At 39.2% G+C, this 18,032-nt stretch carries 13 protein-coding genes; 7 read left to right on the top strand and 6 right to left on the bottom strand.

What is annotated here, in order from left to right:
• Positions 1–720: 720 nt before the first annotated feature.
• Both B154_RS31055 and B154_RS34030 read left to right on the top strand, forming a co-directional pair.
• On the top strand, positions 721–1,014 hold the full coding sequence (locus B154_RS31055; RefSeq protein WP_425423123.1) for a relaxase/mobilization nuclease domain-containing protein: 294 nt from the start codon (positions 721–723) through the stop codon (positions 1,012–1,014).
• Positions 1,015–1,557: 543 nt separating this feature from the next.
• Positions 1,558–1,734, top strand: coding sequence for a JAB domain-containing protein (locus tag B154_RS34030; RefSeq protein ID WP_157580944.1), 177 nt, complete (start codon positions 1,558–1,560; stop codon positions 1,732–1,734).
• Here B154_RS34030 and B154_RS0124055 read toward each other — a convergent pair.
• Positions 1,731–4,049 (bottom strand): alpha-amylase family protein, encoded by a 2,319-nt coding sequence (locus B154_RS0124055; RefSeq protein WP_018616914.1) that lies wholly within the window; start codon positions 4,047–4,049, stop codon positions 1,731–1,733. The two genes, B154_RS34030 and B154_RS0124055, sit on opposite strands and share 4 nt — an antisense overlap.
• A gap of 396 nt (positions 4,050–4,445) precedes the next feature.
• Between B154_RS0124055 and B154_RS0124065 the strand changes: the two genes are divergently transcribed.
• Together B154_RS0124065 and B154_RS29660 are read left to right on the top strand one after the other, a co-directional pair.
• Positions 4,446–4,718: a beta-N-acetylhexosaminidase family protein gene (locus B154_RS0124065; RefSeq protein WP_018616916.1), complete on the top strand. Its 273-nt coding sequence runs from the start codon at positions 4,446–4,448 to the stop codon at positions 4,716–4,718.
• 326 nt (positions 4,719–5,044) lie between these two features.
• Positions 5,045–7,447 (top strand): alpha/beta fold hydrolase, encoded by a 2,403-nt coding sequence (locus tag B154_RS29660; protein WP_018616917.1) that lies wholly within the window; start codon positions 5,045–5,047, stop codon positions 7,445–7,447.
• Between the two features lie 305 nt (positions 7,448–7,752).
• Here the strand turns inward: B154_RS29660 and B154_RS0124075 are convergent, their stop codons facing one another.
• Positions 7,753–8,640 carry an AraC family transcriptional regulator gene (locus tag B154_RS0124075; RefSeq protein WP_018616918.1) on the bottom strand — a complete coding sequence of 296 codons (888 nt, stop codon included), beginning with the start codon at positions 8,638–8,640 and terminating at the stop codon, positions 7,753–7,755.
• A 304-nt stretch (positions 8,641–8,944) separates the two neighbouring features.
• Here B154_RS0124075 and B154_RS0124085 point away from each other — a divergent pair, with 304 nt between their 5' ends.
• The 3 genes from B154_RS0124085 to B154_RS0124095 are packed head-to-tail and all read left to right on the top strand — an operon-like array spanning position 8,945 to position 11,800.
• The gene (locus B154_RS0124085) at positions 8,945–9,862 is read left to right on the top strand and encodes a DUF5107 domain-containing protein (protein WP_018616920.1); all 918 of its coding nucleotides are present in this window, start codon (positions 8,945–8,947) and stop codon (positions 9,860–9,862) included.
• Positions 9,863–10,615, top strand: coding sequence for an SDR family NAD(P)-dependent oxidoreductase (locus B154_RS0124090; RefSeq protein ID WP_018616921.1), 753 nt, complete (start codon positions 9,863–9,865; stop codon positions 10,613–10,615).
• A gap of 9 nt (positions 10,616–10,624) precedes the next feature.
• A complete protein-coding gene (locus B154_RS0124095; protein ID WP_018616922.1) occupies positions 10,625–11,800 on the top strand; it encodes a mandelate racemase/muconate lactonizing enzyme family protein in 1,176 nt (391 codons plus the stop codon).
• A gap of 257 nt (positions 11,801–12,057) precedes the next feature.
• On the opposite strand, the gene B154_RS0124100 is transcribed toward B154_RS0124095, so the two are convergent.
• From B154_RS0124100 to B154_RS0124115, 4 genes are all read right to left on the bottom strand, one after another.
• Entirely contained in the window at positions 12,058–13,905 is a 1,848-nt protein-coding gene (locus tag B154_RS0124100; protein ID WP_018616923.1) for a glycoside hydrolase family 2 protein, read from the bottom strand.
• A 14-nt stretch (positions 13,906–13,919) separates the two neighbouring features.
• The gene (locus B154_RS0124105; protein ID WP_018616924.1) at positions 13,920–15,140 is read right to left on the bottom strand and encodes an MFS transporter; all 1,221 of its coding nucleotides are present in this window, start codon (positions 15,138–15,140) and stop codon (positions 13,920–13,922) included.
• Positions 15,141–15,158: 18 nt separating this feature from the next.
• Positions 15,159–15,920 (bottom strand): SDR family NAD(P)-dependent oxidoreductase, encoded by a 762-nt coding sequence (locus B154_RS0124110; protein ID WP_018616925.1) that lies wholly within the window; start codon positions 15,918–15,920, stop codon positions 15,159–15,161.
• 98 nt (positions 15,921–16,018) lie between these two features.
• Positions 16,019–18,016: a glycoside hydrolase family 97 protein gene (locus tag B154_RS0124115; protein ID WP_018616926.1), complete on the bottom strand. Its 1,998-nt coding sequence runs from the start codon at positions 18,014–18,016 to the stop codon at positions 16,019–16,021.
• Positions 18,017–18,032: the final 16 nt, after the last annotated feature.

Raw genomic sequence — 18,032 nt, forward strand, 5'->3', positions numbered from 1 at the left:
AACTGAAACAATTAGGCTATGAAGTACAACTGGCATCATAAGTACAAGGCCGATTCTTATTGGTGAAACAATCCCGTCGGTGAAATTGGTTTTGCCTGCTTATAAGCACTTAACATTGTACAGCTATAGTACGGGGAAGAAAATTTTTAATCTTTAGCAGGCGCACTTATGATGCTTTATTAGTCAAACTCCAACCCTTACCCTTTCGCTTAACATCAATCCATTACTAAGGTGGCCTGGTGAAGAAAAAGTATTTGCATAACGTATTAAGAATTTTCGGAAGAAAAGAAAAATATCTTTAAATTATTTAAATAAGATTGTGATCATTAAGCAAACCAACAGAACAAAATGAGTTCGCGTTGTCGAAGCCGGAAGAATATATGGAAATTCGAAAGGAATTTAGCAATAACGTACGTGAAGATTAGTGATTATGCAAGGAGGATTATATTTAGATAAATCCCTAATGGCTAAATGGAGACATGAATATTTTGATGACTTTGTGGCAGAACGATTAACCTAAGAGCCGAACTAAATAAAGGCGGAAATAACTTCCCAGAGGCAGTAAAAAAACTACATACACTACAGCAAATCCCAGAATGTAGAAGCTGGATTATTACTTATTAAAACAGGCCATTCTATTCGCCGCATATTGAATTACAATGAAGGAAAGTTTGAGAAGGAGTCGCTTAATGTATAGCCACTGGTAATTATCCAAAAGATGTGGAAAATTTATCTTTAAATAACAAACTAAATAGGTTGATAAACCAAGCCGGACTCAATAAAAATGTTCGCCGAAACAGCGCACATATTTCTCTCAATTTCGATCCTTCTGAAAACTCTTCAAGTGTGAAGTTAACAGACATGGCACAGACATACATGGATGAAATAGGCCTTGGAAAACAGCCTTATTTAGTCTACCAACGCCAGGATGCCGGGCATCCACATCTACTTATTGTCACGATTAAAGTAAGAGAGGATGGGCCCTGGATATATACGCCAAAACCTTGGTCGTAATTAGTCTGAAAAAGCCACAAAAATAATAGAACAATCATTTGGATTAAAGAGGGCTGAAAATAGCAAACAAGGACAAGTTTACCAACTGAAACCAATTGATATACAATAATACAGTATGGAAAAACGGAAACCAAAAGGGCTATCGCTAACGTACTGAATGTTGTTTTGGATACCAACAAATACTCATCGTTCCCTAAGCTAAATGCAGTTCTGCAACGATACAGTGTAATGGCAGACAGAGGCAATGAAACTTCAAGAGTATATCAGAAAATAATGACTTACAGTTGAATGTTTAACGTCTAGCCACAAATGAGCTCTTCATTTTTAAAAATATGCTTATGGGGCCTAACCGTCTTTTTTCAACTTTGTCCTTTGGGCTGCTACCTATAAGGAGTATTAGTCTATTCATCTGCTTCAACCCCCTCGTAAAGCATTAATAGCAAACACTATGGCTTGCAGAATAACATCTTTAGGAAAATAACAACCTTTAAAAATCCAACAAATTCACCCCTTTACCAAATACTGTAGGGAGGTGCGACAAAAGTGAACCATTTGTTGCAGCATTTAAGGCACACACATCCAACCTTGGCTATTTTTCACAATTATCCTTTCAGTAACCTTAAACAGAGCAGGCAGGATGAAGAACTTACGCAAAATAGAAAACATAGCAGCAAACTACTCGATACCAAGCTGCTTGTAGCAACGGCAACCTCTGCTTAAGAAACCACTATTACTTCATGATCCAAAATAGATTTTATCTCAAATTGACACCATCCTTTTGACACGTTGGCTGAAATACTCTGAGCAGTTACTAAAGATCGAACCTTTCCACCACCCACTTTACCGGGAAGCTTAATTCTTACTTTCAATGGTCCTATAGCGATAAGTTCATCTAACGGTTGCCGCCACGTTGCCGCACTTGTTACATTTACAACATGCAGTATAAGTTTGTTTTGTTGACTGTACAAGTGGCAATCAACCAATCCTGCGCCTTCCACATCCAAAGGAATGTCTTCTTTTGCAGCCCAACGAACAATGTTTCTAAGTAAGTCTCCATGATCAGGAAGGTTGAAGCGACCAAATTGCCTGTCAATGTCAGCAGGTATAAAAATAATGCGGCTGCCATTAGTTCTGGTATTAATAATTACTCCGGGTATATCCGTTTTCGGCTCCCTCATGTACGCTTTTTCAGGTGGGTAAGTAGGAAATTGTGGAATAAAGGTCATGAGAACTTCAGCATCATTATCTATTTTCAGCGGTTCAAGTAAGCCACCGTACGGCAAGATGTCTGTTTCCTCAAAGCCTTTAAAAATAGGATGACGTTTACCAGTAATGACCGGCTCGTTTAGTGTGTGAGGACCTTCCATCTGTCCTCTCAACTCTGGTGTAAGTCGCAGGTAAGTATGATAGGCTTCCCCTGCCATTTTCTCCATCCCGGCGCCTTTTTTCGAAGTTGGCGATGTGACCAGGTGAGCGCCAAATAAATCGGCAAGTGCGTAATCACTGCGTGGATCTCCCCATTCATCAAATAAGCTGGTATCGCCGGTAGCAATGAGGCTGCCACCCCGATCAACAAAACGTCTTACAGCAGCTAGCTGTTCGTCAGTCATCAATGCTAAATTAGGAAGCGCCAATACTGAAAATTGGGCGGCATCGCGATCAATATGATCTGCATGAACGACAAGATGCGGTATTCGTGAACGTACCAATGCTTGTATCATGCCGCGCCATGGCAGATCTACCAATTCACCTACATCATCCCTGCCATAGAAATCAGTGTTTTGCTGCGACCATACTACTCCTATATTGGCAATGGGTTTACGGTTCAAAAGATAAGATTCATTAACATTATACCATTGAAGTACGGGTCCAGGAGTATGATACATGCGCCGATCCTCATGGTAAGCAGATATCATATGCCACCAAGGCTGTATTCCTCCTGCGATACCATTGAGCATCCACATTCTCGCTTCAGCCTGTGGCTTGCTTGACAGCCTGAACCACGGTCTCTGATGCTGGTACATAGCCATGCTTTCCGGCGCAAGCTTTTCCCATCCTAACATTCCGTGAACCAGTTTCCCAATTTCACCGTTGTGTTGAAAGCCGGTGGCATCTGAACGGGATTGATCATCGAGCATGATAATGTCGGCTCTTCTGGCTATCTCTTTATAATCACGAAAGCTTCTGCTCTGCCCGCTTATGGAGCCGCTGTTCATACCTGACCAGATACAGTTAACACCACCCGCGGCTTTGGTAGTGCGGTTATTCAAATCCCAGATTTCAAGCCGACGATCATAATTCCATCTTATCCATTGTTTATAAACTTTGTCATCCCAGTTTTTCGAAGGGATGTTTTTTCCTGTTTTGTCACGGAAACTTCTTTTACAGTTTTCGCAGTAGCAAATAGACTCACGACCAAGACCACTCCAACTGTTATCGGTAAAACCTTCCGGATGGTACATTGTAGCAATTTCAGTAAGTATTGATGGAATATACTCCTCGTAATAAGGACTGTTGACGCAACTAATATAAAGATCAGCAGCTTTGTAAGGTTTGCCATTAGCATCAATAGAAAACCAATCGGGATGTGCCTGGTAAAATTCTTCATGTGCCCTGTTTGAGTCCATCCTTGCAAACACCGCTATCCCATCTTCATGAGCAGCACGCGATAGTTCGCCAAACAAGTCACGCCCCTGCAGATATTCAGCTTTATGGTGAAGTGGGATGAGAGTGGGATAATAGGCAACAATACCTCCTGCATTCACAATTACACCCTCTGTATTTGTCTGCTTCCAGAACTTTCGCCACCAACCAATATCATATTGCCCGGGATCTTTTTCGGTAATATTAATTTGTCCCCAACGTGTAATCCTCTTATACCAGGGAACTTTATCGGCACGCATTGCTGCGCTAGTAGTATTATTAGCCGCAAATGACACAAAATCTGTAGTAGCAAGCATTGCTGCGGTAACGGCTGTTTGCTTTAAAAACGACCGCCTGCCTTTATTTGAATTTTCGTGTTTGGGATTGTCCATGCTTTTATCTATTTATTTATTGTTGAAACACCAACGCGCTTAAACACGAGACTTGAAATTGGGTGAACAAGCTGATAAATATATACAAAAAGTACAGAATGCTTTTTCAACTGGATTTATAGTACGATTTGAAATTACCGTAAAGGCAAGTAAATTACGCGTCGTCACTCTTACACCTTCCTCCAATTTTTCTTTCAAATGCGGATCTATTGTTTGAAATGCTACAATTACATTCAAAAAACCAATTACATTAGTTATTATTTGTGGTATCAGCGGAACCCGAGAGCTTTTCAAGTAAAGAAAGTCGAACACAAAATATATCACAGCAAGTAAAATAAATAAAAAATTCATTTGAAGACGTTCTTAAAATTAAGTGTTGCAAAAATCAAGATCAACATGTGTAGAGCAGTGGGAAAATTATTCAGCCCCTGTTTTTTGCTTTTCATTTTTCTTTATTCATTTTTCCCTGTTGAATGTAAAGCAACTGTTTTATCTGATTTAGGCTTGTATGTTATTCCTTATCCGCAAAAGGTTGTGGCAGATGGAGAAAACTTTATTTTTAAAAATGCACTGAATATTGTTTTAGATAAAAATCCTTCTGCCGCTGATAGGTTTACTGCTGAAGAGTTGATGCATGATTTAAAAAATAAGTGGAATATACTCTTATAATTCATTAAAAGAGGCGAGCCAGTCGGGTGTATTCGATGGAATGATCAGAACATCTTGGGATGATGTCGTATTTCGCAAACAGAAGACCCGATATGACTTAGCTGATCTATGATGAACAAAAGCTAGACTTAGAAGGGTGGTTGGAAAAATTAAAAACTTATATGGAAAAGTATAAAAACAATTCACTATAAAGTCAGTGAAAGAAATAGATTAAACTAAGTGAGTCATATTCTTCTAACTATTATGCTTTTTACTATTATTCATATTCATTCTATTATGAAAAGAAAGACTTTTAAAACACTAAGCGTTCAATTTTCTGTAGCTGCTTGCTGTTATTAATTTTTACAATAAATGGAAAAGCGAAAGGCGCTTATTTACCGAAAGCTGCGTTTACTGATGGCGATACAATTCGCCCTGGTCAATCAGATACGGTTAAAAGACGGGAAACGCTGAAAAAAATAGTAAGTCTTCTACCGCCTGACAGGGTAAGCAACGGGCCTGTTTCATTTCAAGATAAAACATTTGCAGACTGGCTAAAGAGAACAGGAGAACTTCCTCCTGACTTCGATAAAATGCCCTCTATCCCATTTTTACCTAATCCATTAATAATGGATGAAGGAGGGAAAAACATTCCTGTTACAACCATGTCTCAATGGAAAAATAAGCGGCAGTGGATAAAGAAACAACTTGAATATTATATTACCGGTACATGTCCTCCCGCGCCAACTAATTTAACAGCAAAAATAATGAGCGAAAAGAAAGATGGCGATGTTGTTTTACGCGTGGTTGAATTGACATTTGGACCAGAACACCAGGCTAAAATGACCGTAGAATTAATGATTCCACCGGGAGCAGGGCCTTTTCCCGTATACATGACACAATGGGATCATCGCAGCAGGGCACAAATTGCGGTAAGACGCGGATATGTCGGTTGTGTATATGCCGGATCTGATGATAAAGACGACACCGAAAAATATGGCGAAATATGGCCTAAATATGATTTTGACCGCCTGACAAGAAGAGCTTTCGGAGCATCGCGTGTTATTGACTATTTATTTACGCTACCCGAGATTGATAAAGGAAAGATTGGTTTATCAGGTCATTCAAGAAATGGCAAGCAATCGCTTATTGTTGCTGCATTTGATGAGCGCATTTCCGCTGTCATCCCAAGCAGCGGCGGCTCTGGTGCAGAAGTTCCATGGCGGTACAACAGCGTCAAATATGATGTAGAAGACATTGCTTTATTAACTTGTGCTCAGCCTTCATGGTTTCACCCTCGATTAAGATTTTTTGTCGGAAGAGAGAATAAACTACCTATTGATCAAAATTCATTTATGGCACTGGTAGCTCCGAGAGGTTTAATGTTGAGTACAGCAATTAACGAAGATGCAAGCAATCCATGGGGTATCGAGCAAGTTTATGACTCGATGCGCACAGTATATGATTTTTTAGGTGCAGGCAATAACTTAGCGATCAGATTTAGAAAAGGACTTCATGGAACCAATGGAGGAGATATTGAAGATTACATTGATTTCTTTGATTATGTTTTTAAAAGAAGCACGAAAAAACCGGAGAACAGGTTATTGTATAAGTATAGTTTCGAAAACTGGCGGAGGAAAAGTGGAGAGCATATAAATTCAAAAAATTTTCCTATACAGAATCGGAATAATTTATTAGCCACTGCGACAGGTGAACAGATACAATCAGTAAAAAGTTGGGAAAATAAGAAAACAGGCATTCAAAGATTGATTCGGTGGGGATTGGGCGACGAGCCTCCGGGAGTAACTGCCGTTGGTTCCAACAGCTTCAGCAACGGCGAAAGCGAAGCGTATTTTGGCAGCGTTATTGAACGACCTAAGACTACTTCAAAAATGGCAAGAATAAACATTTCTCCTGCAGGTACCGGGTCTAATAATTATCCAAAAGGTTTTGCCGATTACCTGTATGGTTATTTGTACTACCCTCTAAACAAAGAGGAAAAGATGAAAACCGGCAAAGAAAAATTGCCCGTTATTATTTATCTCCACGAATATGGATACTCAGAAGGTTTTACTTCTTCTAATCACCCGATTGATCCTTTCTTTGAGACCCTGGTAGATCAGGGTTATGCGGTTTTTTCATACGATATAATTGGATTTGGTAATAGGATAGAAGAAGGAACCAACTTTTATGACCGATATCCTCATTGGTCAAAGATGGGAAAATCAGTTGCGGACTTAAAAGGCGCTGTTGATGCATTAACACATCTTGATTTTGTGGATAGCGCTAAAGTTTATGTGGCTGGTTATTCCCTCGGTGCTATAGTTGGTCTGTATACTGCTGCGTTAGATAAAAGAATAGCGGGTGTTGTATCTGTATGCGGCTTTACACCCATGCGCACAGATACGCCTGATAAGGGTACAGAAGGAATAAAAGCATATTCGCACCTAAATGGAATGCTTCCAAGATTAGGATTGTTCGTAGGCGATGAAGCGCGTATTCCTTATGATTTCAATGAAATATTAGCTTGCATCGCTCCAAGGCCGCTGCTTGTAATTGCCCCTAAGCTAGACAAAGATGCTACTTATAGCGATGTCCAACACTGCATAAATGAAGATAAGAAAGTGTATCAACTGTATAATTCGTCTCAAAACATAGAATTTTTTTCACCTGATGATTATAATAGGTTTTCTGATGAAATGCGTAATAAAGTTTATGAATGGACAAAAAACAGGCTGAAAACTGATTAAGGCATAACTATTACGGTACAAATAGGGTTGGCAAACCAAATAGTATAAGTTTCTAAATAAAGCCAAGTATATCTTAAGGAAAAAAGCATTTTGGATTGGTTGAAGAAGAGGTCGTCTAATTCCCTTTGTAAGCTCATCCCGAATAAGTGCAACGTAAGTAAGGAATAAATGTTGCCGTTAGTAGTGAGGATGTAGTAAAAGGTCTGCTTGAAATTCCAATAATTATCGCACTAACTCTTCTGCAAGAAATTTGGTCCTAATATAGAGCACAATCACTAAAGCAACTCCGGCTATTTTAGGAACTATTACAGGCCTGTTTCCAAAAATCGCCTCCTGTACTCCTTAGGAATAACTCCGGTAATGCGTCGAAAATGCTTATAAAAATTTGAAAGGTTTTCAAAACCGCTCTCAAAAGATATTTGGGTGATATTTTGATCTTCGTTCATTAGCAATTTACAAGCGTGGCTGATCCTCATTTCTGTTACATAATCAGAAAATGTTTTTCTGGTATGATGTTTAAAGAACCTTGAAAAAGAAGCCTTGCTCATGAACAGCTTCTCTGCTATTTCATGTACATATATTTCTCTGCGAAAATTATTTGTTATATAATCAAAAATGGTATTGATACGACTTATTTCCTGGTCTCCACCAGCTTCAGTGGACCCACCTTTGGGCAAGGTAGAAGACAGGACAGGATTAAGATCAGCCCTCTCGGAAATCTTTACCAAAATATCAAGAAGACTTACCAGTCTTTGCGCCGCACTTTCACCATTCATCCTGTGAAGCCTGTCTATAATATAAGGCTTGACGTCTCCCTGGATCTCCACCGCATACTGAGCGTTTTCGAGTAACTTCTGTACCAGTTTCATTTCCGGCAGATCAAAAAAATTCTTTCCCAGGAAATCTTCTGAAAAATGAATAAAAATCGAGCTCGCTTCAAGCCGGCCATTTCTTTTATAGTAGTTAACATTGTTACGAAAAAAATGAGGAATCCTTGGTGCTAAGAGCATGAGATCCCCCTCTTCAAAATCACTTACCTTTTCTCCTATAAATTTAGTTCCCTTGCTTTTTTCAATCATTACCAATTCATATTCCTCGTGAAAATGCCATGGTTTATCAAAATAGTCACAATGCCAGTTCTTATATAAAAAAGAGCAGTCTTTTAAAGGCAGCTTATGCAATTGTGGTCTCATAAGGGGAATCGAAAGCTTTGCGTTGACAATTTATATATTTTTTTCGCCTGCAGGAAGGCTTTTGAGAAAATCTTCTTCAAAAAAGATTAAAGAAAAGTTATGGAAAATTGATTAATAAAGGAAAATAATCAGTGTATTTGTTATTATCTAGCGGGGTAAACGGGGAAGAAAAGATGTGCTTGCTAAAAAAACATAATTATTAGTTCAATAAGGCTATTTTTAGCTTTCTCAAAAACCTGATTTTTGCTGCAAGAATAATAATCTGAATATAACATATTGCTCATTTGTTTTTTAAGCGGAACTTATGATCTCAAATAGCACTAAAGATGGTATCGAAATTTTGACAACGGAAAATGATCAGCTCTTCTGCTCGATTGCTCCATCTCTTGGCGGGAAAATAACCAGCTTATACAACAAAAGTATTGACAGAGAATTTTTATGGACAAATGAAAATCTTTCTCTGAAAATCCATTCCCTAGGCGCTGATTATGATTCTAATTTCTTTGGTGCAATTGATGAATTAATTCCAAATGATATTCCAGAAACTGTTGACTCCATAACTTATCCAGACCATGGCGAATTGTGGACAACAGTTTTGCAATCTAAAGTAGAAGATGAAAAAATTACGGTCTTTGGTAGGCTTCCCCTCAGTGGACTTTTTTACAGTAAAACGGTTTACCTTGATTCAAACAAACCTATCCTCTACCTCGATTACAAAATAAGAAATGAGTCTGACGTAAAACGAAATTTTTTATGGAAACTCCATGCAGCATTGAAAATCAAACCGGGTGACAAATTGGAAACGGGCGCTAAAAATGGTAAGGTAGTTGATCCTGAATATTCGCGTTTTACGCAATTTGATGAATTTGCGTGGCCATTAATAGAAAATAAAGATGCTTCAATAATTCCGGCAAAAAGTAACACGATGGATTTCTTTTATCTCTATGGAATGCCAAAAGGTGAAATGCAATTATTGAGCAACGATGAGAAATACTTGTTTAGTTACAGCTACGATTTGAAAGTATTTCCCTATCAATGGTATTTTGCGTCTTATGGTGGTTTCTTTGATCATTACACTGCTATACTTGAGCCTTGTACAAATATGCCTATCAGCGTAAATGATGCGCTGGCAAAACATCAAAGCGCCGTTTTGGAACCAGGGGAAGAATTAACCACTACAGTACGAATTTATGCAGGAGAAAAAACTAATTATATTCCTTAAATGAATAGACCAAAAGTGTTAGTCACAGGAGCAGCTTCTGGCATAGGAAGAGCAACAGCTCTGCGGTTTGCGCATGAAGGTTACGATGTATGCGCAAATGATATTCAGCCCGCAAAACTTACTGCTTTACTTAGCGAATTCCCCCCGGGGCATCATTTAATACTAAAGGGAAGCTATGCTGATAAAGAAATTATACAGGAAGGAGAAAAGCTTATCAGGGAAAGTTGGGGAAGTCTTAATGCTTTGGTCAGTTGCGCGGGCATTTCTGAACAAACAGACCCGATAGCGATGGATATAGAAAGGTGGAGGGTGATATTTGATACAATGGTCAATGGCTGCATACTCATTTCTAAATTGGCCGCTCAATTTATGCCAAACGGTGGCAGAATAATTCATGTAACATCAATACATGGGACTCGTGCAGAATTTGGTGCCAGCAGCTACTCCATGGCAAAGTCTGCTATCAACCAATTTTGCAGGTCTTTAGCCGTTCAGCTTGCAGACCGAAACATTCTTGTCAATGCTGTTGCCCCGGGTTTCGTTGACACTGCTATGTCGAGAGTTAATGGTATGAATGAATTAGAGAGCGAATGGTTTAAAACAAATTATGTTCAGGGACATCATTTGCCCTTGCGAAGGGCAGCTACTGCAGATGAAATAGCGGGTGTTGCTTTTTTCCTTGCTGGCAAAGATGCTTCTTATATTACCGGCCAGGTAATTACTGTCGACGGAGGATTAACAATAACTTTTTAAATATTATAAATGAAAATTGAGTCAGTTGACTTCTTCTACCTCAGCATGCCTGAAGTACTCGATATTGGAGACGGTAGCCAGGATGCTTTACTGGTAAGAGTAAGAGCCGGAGGATATGAGGGCTGGGGTGAATGTGAAGCTTCTCCCCTCACCAGTATAGCCAGTTATGTTTGCCCGATGTCTCATAGCGCTTGCAAGCCATTGAAATACTCTGTAGAAGGAAAAAGTATAGACGATGTATCAGACATTCGTCGCATTTCTACTTTAGTTCATGAAAACTCTCTTGATCTTTTACAGGCAGATCATACACTTTCCGGTATTGACATTGCTTTGTGGGACTTATTGGGTAAGAAGCTTAACGAGCCCGTTTATCATTTATTAGGCTATAAAAGAGCTTTTCCCAAGTTGCCTTATGCTTCGCAATTGTTTGGTGACACACCAGAGGAAACTTACCAAAAAGCGAAGCAAACCAACGCAGCGGGATACAAGGCCGTAAAGTTTGGCTGGGGTCCTTTTGGCAAAAATGGAATTGAAAAAGATATTGCGCATTTGAAGGCTGCGCGTGAAGGAATGGGTAACGATGCTTTTTTAATGATTGACGCAGGCACAGTCTGGGGAGAAGCGGTTACTGCTGCTCAGGAAAGACTAGCAGCGCTCAGAGAGGTAAATACGTTTTGGTTTGAAGAGCCTTTTATAAACGGCGCACTGAGCCCATATAAAGAACTTTCAAATTCAAACCCAAAAGTGCCGCTCGCCGGAGGAGAAGGGTGTAACAATTTTGTACAAGCACAAGCGATGATTGATTACTCTGGCGTTTCATATATCCAGATAGACGCAGGAAGAATCGGTGGAATTACCACGGCAAAAAGAGTAGCCGATTTGGCAACTTCCAGAAATGTAACTTATGTTAATCATACCTTTACCTCCCACCTTGCACTAAGTGCATCACTTCAATCTTATGCAGGTATTGAAAAAGACTTTATCAGCGAATACCCTGTTGAATTAAAATCTTTAGCACAGGAAATCGGTAAAGAAAAAATTCTACCTGATAGCGATGGCTATATACACCTACCAGATAAACCTGGACTAGGAATTGAAGTAGATAAGGAGGCTTGTAGAAACTATTTAGTAGATGTGGAAATAAAGGTGAAGGGAAAGGCATTGTATTATATGCCGGAGTTGTGAGGTAAGATGGCGAGAACCGAAGTCAACTTTGAAAAGTGGTTTTCAATATCCGGAAGCTTTGACGAATAAAGCTCTTTTTCAATGAAAGTTTTACATTCTTTATATTGGTAATGTATTGAAAAAGGCATATGAAGGAAACGCACGTTGTAAACGAAAAACGACAACTTTTTATGGACATTAAGATCAAAGTGTGGCTAGGGATTTAAAATATTGAGGGAACCATAATTATTAACTTGAAAAACTACATCTATCATTCTCTACGCTTTAAACATTCTCGCCAACGCTTCAAGAGATTTTTTTGCTTTCCGGTCGACTGTCACAACCCCATATGGGCCGTACGCGGCGTACGTAATGAAATATTTCCTGTGAAAGTAATCAGCCCAACACCATAAGACTCCACCGGCTACTCCCGGAACACTTTTTATTCCTTCCCATATTCGTTCTATATACGCCGACTGGAACTCTTCCGAATAAGAAACATCACCGTGAATATTTTTAATACCCTGCGTACCAAACTCAGTTATCACTATAGGTTTCGATAATTTCTTTCGATGTTCAGCAAGTTCTTTTACAAATGGCTCATAACCTAACTTGTCTATATCAGAAATATGATCACAACTTTTTTCACTGAAAACTCCATTATATTTATTAATACAAACAATATCTGCGTTATCGTATGCAAGATGACCATCAGGACTACCTGCCACCACAAATGTTACTAATCTTGTAGGATCAAGAGACTTTGCCTGAACCAATAAATCGCGCATAACTTTTATTCCAATATCGTTGTTCGTTTCAGATTCATTTGCCATGCTCCAGAAAATGATCGATGGATGATTTTGATCCCTCGCAATCATCTTAGTAAGAGCAGGTTTGGCAAAATGGAGAATATCTAAACTTTGAATGGTGTCGCCATACCACTTTACTCCCCACCAGTTTAACGGAATTTCTTCCATCATCATAAATCCATATTCATCGTATAACGATAGCAAGCGTGAAGACTGCGGATAGTGCATCCTGATAAAATTTATCCCAACACTTTTCATTAAAGCCAGTTCTTCCCTCAAAACTTTTTCGGGGACGACCGGCCCATATCTTCCATATTCATCATACCGATTTACACCTTTTATATGTATCGGTTCACCATTTAAAAGTATTGACGTACCGCGAACGCTTACCTCCCTTATACCAAAACGATCACTCACATCATCAATCACTTTGTCATCTTTTGTTAGGGCTGCTGTTGCTGTGTATAACACCGGTGTTTCAGGAGACCATAGCTGCGGATTAGTAATAACCAGGTCAACACTTATTGACGTTCTTTGGTTTGATTTAAGATTAACTTTTACTTTTTTACTGGAAATAATTTTATCTCTTAGAATAGAAATATCTAAATCAAGTGCCGGGGCACCATTACTTTCACTAAATATGTTTACAACACAATTAATCGTGGCTACTTCTTTTTTGTGAGTTGTTTTAATAATCATGTCTTCTACGAAAACATGATCTGTACTTAGAAGCTCCACTGTGTCCAATATGCCACCATATTGTATCCATTCAATTTGCCTCGCGGCCGGCAGCCACTCTATTCTTGGTTTATTATCCACTCTTACAACCAGCGTATTCTCAATTCCCTGTTTCAACTTATCGGAAATATTGAAATCGAAAGGAAGATAACCGCCGATATTCTCACCAATAAACTCCCCATTGAGCCAGACTTTGCTATAAAACATTACTCTGTTAAACAGTATCAGAGTCCGCCTGCTCATATCAAAATCAACAGTATCTAACTTTGTCATATACCATCCGATACCTTCATATTCCCAGAGAGCTGTCTCATAATAATCCCATGCTTGCGGCACTATAACTTTTCCCCAATCACTATGACTAAACTGTTTGGTAAACCACTGCTCACGCTCACCTATATCTTTAATATCTACCTGAAATTTCCAATTGTCAGAAAGAACAATGCTTTTTCTCTCTGATTTACTTTTTACATCTCCTTTTTGCTGCTCCTGGCTAACGTACGGTCCTGCTAAATCCCGGCTAATAACAGCTGTTCCCAGCAGTAATCCTAATTCAGTTAACGCTTCTCTCCTATCCATAATATTGATGTGATTTATACTCTCTCCACATGCGTAACGACACTGAGTTTCTTTTCTGCACCCGCTCGCTTAGCGCAAAACAATCCGTAGATAATAATTAAAACAACACAAAAACAAGGAATTAAGTAACACAACTGAACACCTCTTGAGTCCGCAATCATTCCCTGCAATGGCGGAAAAACTGCGCCACCTACTACCGCGATGTTTATCAGTGCCGAACCTTTTTCAGTAAATGCTCCTGCGCCTTCAATTCCCAGGCTGAATATGCATGGAAACATTACAGATATGAAAGCGCCTAATCCTACCAGATAATAAGGATTTAATGATGAATTTGTAAAAGCGATAAGCAAATACAAAATCACCATACATGTGCCAAAAACAGCGACCAATTTGCCGGGAGATACAGATTGCAAAAGATAAATTCCGACTACGCAAAAAATAGTGGACGCTATATAGTAATAAGTAAGAAAAGTTGCAGCCTTTTCTGCTGAGAAGCCAGCAATGGAATTATCTCTAAGATAGTTAATAAAAAAACCGGCGGTGCCCGCTTCGGCGCCCATATAAAAAAACATTATGATCGCACCCCAAAACAATTGCGGATAATTTCTCGATTCCTTTATAATAGAAAATAGGGAAAAATCTTTAAGAACTTCCGGCTTAAGAGCAGGAAGAGCTGAAAACAGGATCAGGATCCCAAACAGAAATGTGCCGATACCTATTACGAGATAAGGAAGGTGAAACGAAATAGAGTTTCCGCTTCCATAAATTAAACTTGTACCTATAACCGGGGTGAACGAATAGCCAATCCGACTAAAAAGTTGCACAATATTTACCCGGACATGTGAACCAGAAGGATCTCCTAATAAAGCGGCAAGCGGATTGGCTGCTACGTTAATCATAGCAACGCCTGTCGAAACAATAAAGATGGCTACAAGAGCTAAAACATATGACAAAGCGTAGTACGCAGGAACAAAAAGCATACATCCACAGCCGCAAACGGAAAGGGCTGTCGCGACACTGATCTTGTAACCAAATCGCGAAATGTAGTAGGCGATAGGAATAGGAAAAATAAGATAAACAACGAAGAACGATTGCTGGATAAATGTTGCCTGGACGTATGAAAGGTGAAAAAGGTCTTTAAGTGATGGCAAAAGTATATCGTTCATGCATATCAATGAACCTGTAAACAGAAATACACATGAGACAAGTAACAACGGTTTCCATTGATGCTTCATTTGCGCTTTTTAAAATGTTTAATAAGTGGCGCGACCGCCTGAAATGTCGTAAACAAAACCGGTAGAAAAGCTGTTTTCATCAGAAACTATATAACAAGACATGGCGGCCACTTCATCTATAGTCCCTAACCGATGCATCGGAATTTTCGCAGTCATATAGGCTAATTGTTCGGGAGCCGTATTTTCGTTCATTCTTGTTTTTATGACGGCTGGCGCCAGTCCATTAACGGTAATATCTGTATCTGCAAATTCCTTAGCCACTCCTTTGACCAGGCCAATAACTCCGGCTTTAGTCGACGAATAACCCACCATTCCCGGGTTCCCTTCTTTACCTGCTATAGAGGCAATTAATAACAATCTGCCCTTTCCCGCCTTTTTCATCACTTTCAAAGTATATTTTGTAATGAGAAAAGTACCTCTGAGATTTATCTCGTAGATTTTATCAAAATCTGAAGTTGGAAAGTCAGTTATTTTGGTATTGGTAGGACCGACGATGCCTGCAGCATGTATCACAATATCTATTTTACTCCATAGCCGTTCTACTTCCAAAATTGCTTCTGATACCTGGGATTCGCTGCTCACTTCTACGACAAATCCCTTTGCCTGTATACCCAGACCTTCAAATTCTCGAATAGTCGAATCTAACAACTCCCGGTTGATATCAAAAACTGCTAACACTGCTCCCTCTTTACCCAGCCTGCATGCCACTCCCTTACCTATTCCATCTGCGCCACCCGTGATAATGGCAACCTTATCTTTAAAACGCTCTTTTATTATCATAGAAAATTTTTATAAATAATCAATGAACGGTGAACAATGAACAGCGAACCATGTTCTCAATGCTCAACCATACTTTTTACTTTTCAATTTTTCACTTTTCACTCCTTATCTAACCTGATTAAAAATCCTCCCCCTGGTGCAATGTGTATTTTCATTTCATCATTCTTTTTAACTGTTACATCCTTTTGAATAACATAATCTGCCGCATACCTGTCTGCATTGATTCCATCTTTGCAAATGGTGGCTTTATAATTTCCATCACTTAAAAAATCAAACTTTACACTTACATCTCTTTCAGACCAGTTACTCATTCCACCAACAAACCAGTCATTTCCTTTTTTTCTTGCGGAAACAATAAATTCACCCACTTTTCCGTCTGTAACAACTGTTTCATCCCATGCCGTTGGAAGATTGCCAAGAAGAGACATAAACTCAGCCTCCCGCATTCCTTCCGACGGATTACCAGAAAATATCTGCATAGGACTGTCGTAAACAACAAACATAGCAAGTTGATGGCAGCGTGTGCCAGGGCTTGTTACTACTCCGGCAACGGGTCTTGTTCCCTTTTTTGTTGCATTATTTAAAAGTCCCGGCTCGTAATCAAAGCCTCCTGCAAGCATTCTTGTAAAAGGTAATGTAACATCATGTTCGGGTGTCACCCGGTTACTCCATATATTAAATTCTGAACCCATTACACCTTCCCTTGCTACAGCATTGGGATAAGTGCGGTTAAATCCTTTTGGAGGAAAAGCACCATGATACATGATCATGATCTTATGGTCTGCGCACGCTTTCGCTATCCGGTGATAAAAGTTAACCGTCTTCTGGTCATCACGATCTATAAAATCCGTCATAATAAAATCTACTCCCCATTTGTTGAATTGATTTAGGGCACTGTCCAACTGCCTGTCAAGTGTTTTTGATAAAGTCCACATGCTTATCTTAATTCCCTTTTCTTTTGCATATGCCACCAAAGTGTCCATGCTAATAGTTGGTGTTATTTTAAACAAATCATTATTGTCACTCCAGCCGGCATCCATCATAATACGATCAAAACCGAATCGTTTTGCAAAATCAATATAATACTTATAAGAGTTGGTATTAAGACCTGCTCTGAAAGGCACATTGAAAAGATTAATATCTATCGTCCATTCATCAGTAAGATTTCCCGGCTTTACCCACGAAGCATCCCCAATTCTTGAAGGTGCCCCTAACCTGTACACGATATCATTTGACGGCAATTCTTTATCTTCAGCAGCAATCAGCAGTACCCGCCAGGGAAAGCTTCGCGTGCCGCGGGTTCTTGCAATATAAGGGGCGCGTTTGGTAACCTTCAGTTCTGAATACAACGCTTCTGTTGCCTGCTCTTCAAGCGGGTAAGGGGCAAATACACCTTTTAACATCGAAGAACCTGTGCCACCTAAAAACATTCCGGGATAATCTTCAAGATCAGACTCTGTGATGGCAATCTTAGGATTCAAATCGGGAGCGACAAGTATCGGTGAATAACTTATAACACCGTCAGCAAGAGTATCTATTCTTCTCAATGGATACTCCTCTTCAAAACTTGTATGAAAGATATCAGAATCTTCTCTTTTCTGCACTTTAGGAAAATAAGCTGATGGAGTGCCGGGGAAAGCAAACTCTGCGACTTCATTATTTACATATATAGAATCTTTAAACATAGTAGAGATGCGATAAGCTACCCCATCATCATAAACTCTGAACTCAACTTTATAGGGTTGTTTGAATGCAACAGATAAAACATTATATACATCTGGTATTACCTTTCTTTTCTCAGGAACCGGGGAAATGATCTGTTCCCTGACCTTTTTTACAGAAGACGATTTAATAGAATTATTTGAAGAAAGAGACCTGTTTTTGTCTAATAAAAAATCTATAGACGAAGGTGCGAGAATGACTTTGTTATCATACAAAATCTGATATTGCAACTGCTTACCCATCCATACCTTGACAGCAATTTTACCTAAGGGTGAACTTACCTGTAAAGTATCTTTAGACCATCCCTTAAGACAAATTGCAATAGAAAATATAATAATTATAACATGTTTCATTTTGTTCTGACTGTCCTTCATAAGTTTTTTCTCAAAG

The sequence above is a fragment of the Segetibacter koreensis DSM 18137 genome (genome assembly GCF_000374045.1).
Lineage (GTDB): Bacteria > Bacteroidota > Bacteroidia > Chitinophagales > Chitinophagaceae > Segetibacter > Segetibacter koreensis.

Excerpts from the sequence above, each read along its gene's own strand:
- B154_RS0124055 (WP_018616914.1), bottom strand. The coding sequence starts at position 4,049 with ATGGACAATCCCAAACACGAAAATTCAAATAAAGGCAGGCGGTCGTTT.
- B154_RS0124065 (WP_018616916.1), top strand. The coding sequence starts at position 4,446 with ATGTGTAGAGCAGTGGGAAAATTATTCAGCCCCTGTTTTTTGCTTTTC.
- B154_RS0124075 (WP_018616918.1), bottom strand. The coding sequence starts at position 8,640 with ATGAGACCACAATTGCATAAGCTGCCTTTAAAAGACTGCTCTTTTTTA.
- B154_RS0124085 (WP_018616920.1), top strand. The coding sequence starts at position 8,945 with ATGATCTCAAATAGCACTAAAGATGGTATCGAAATTTTGACAACGGAA.
- B154_RS0124090 (WP_018616921.1), top strand. The coding sequence starts at position 9,863 with ATGAATAGACCAAAAGTGTTAGTCACAGGAGCAGCTTCTGGCATAGGA.
- B154_RS0124095 (WP_018616922.1), top strand. The coding sequence starts at position 10,625 with ATGAAAATTGAGTCAGTTGACTTCTTCTACCTCAGCATGCCTGAAGTA.
- B154_RS0124100 (WP_018616923.1), bottom strand. The coding sequence starts at position 13,905 with ATGGATAGGAGAGAAGCGTTAACTGAATTAGGATTACTGCTGGGAACA.
- B154_RS0124105 (WP_018616924.1), bottom strand. The coding sequence starts at position 15,140 with ATGAAGCATCAATGGAAACCGTTGTTACTTGTCTCATGTGTATTTCTG.
- B154_RS0124110 (WP_018616925.1), bottom strand. The coding sequence starts at position 15,920 with ATGATAATAAAAGAGCGTTTTAAAGATAAGGTTGCCATTATCACGGGT.
- B154_RS0124115 (WP_018616926.1), bottom strand. The coding sequence starts at position 18,016 with ATGAAGGACAGTCAGAACAAAATGAAACATGTTATAATTATTATATTT.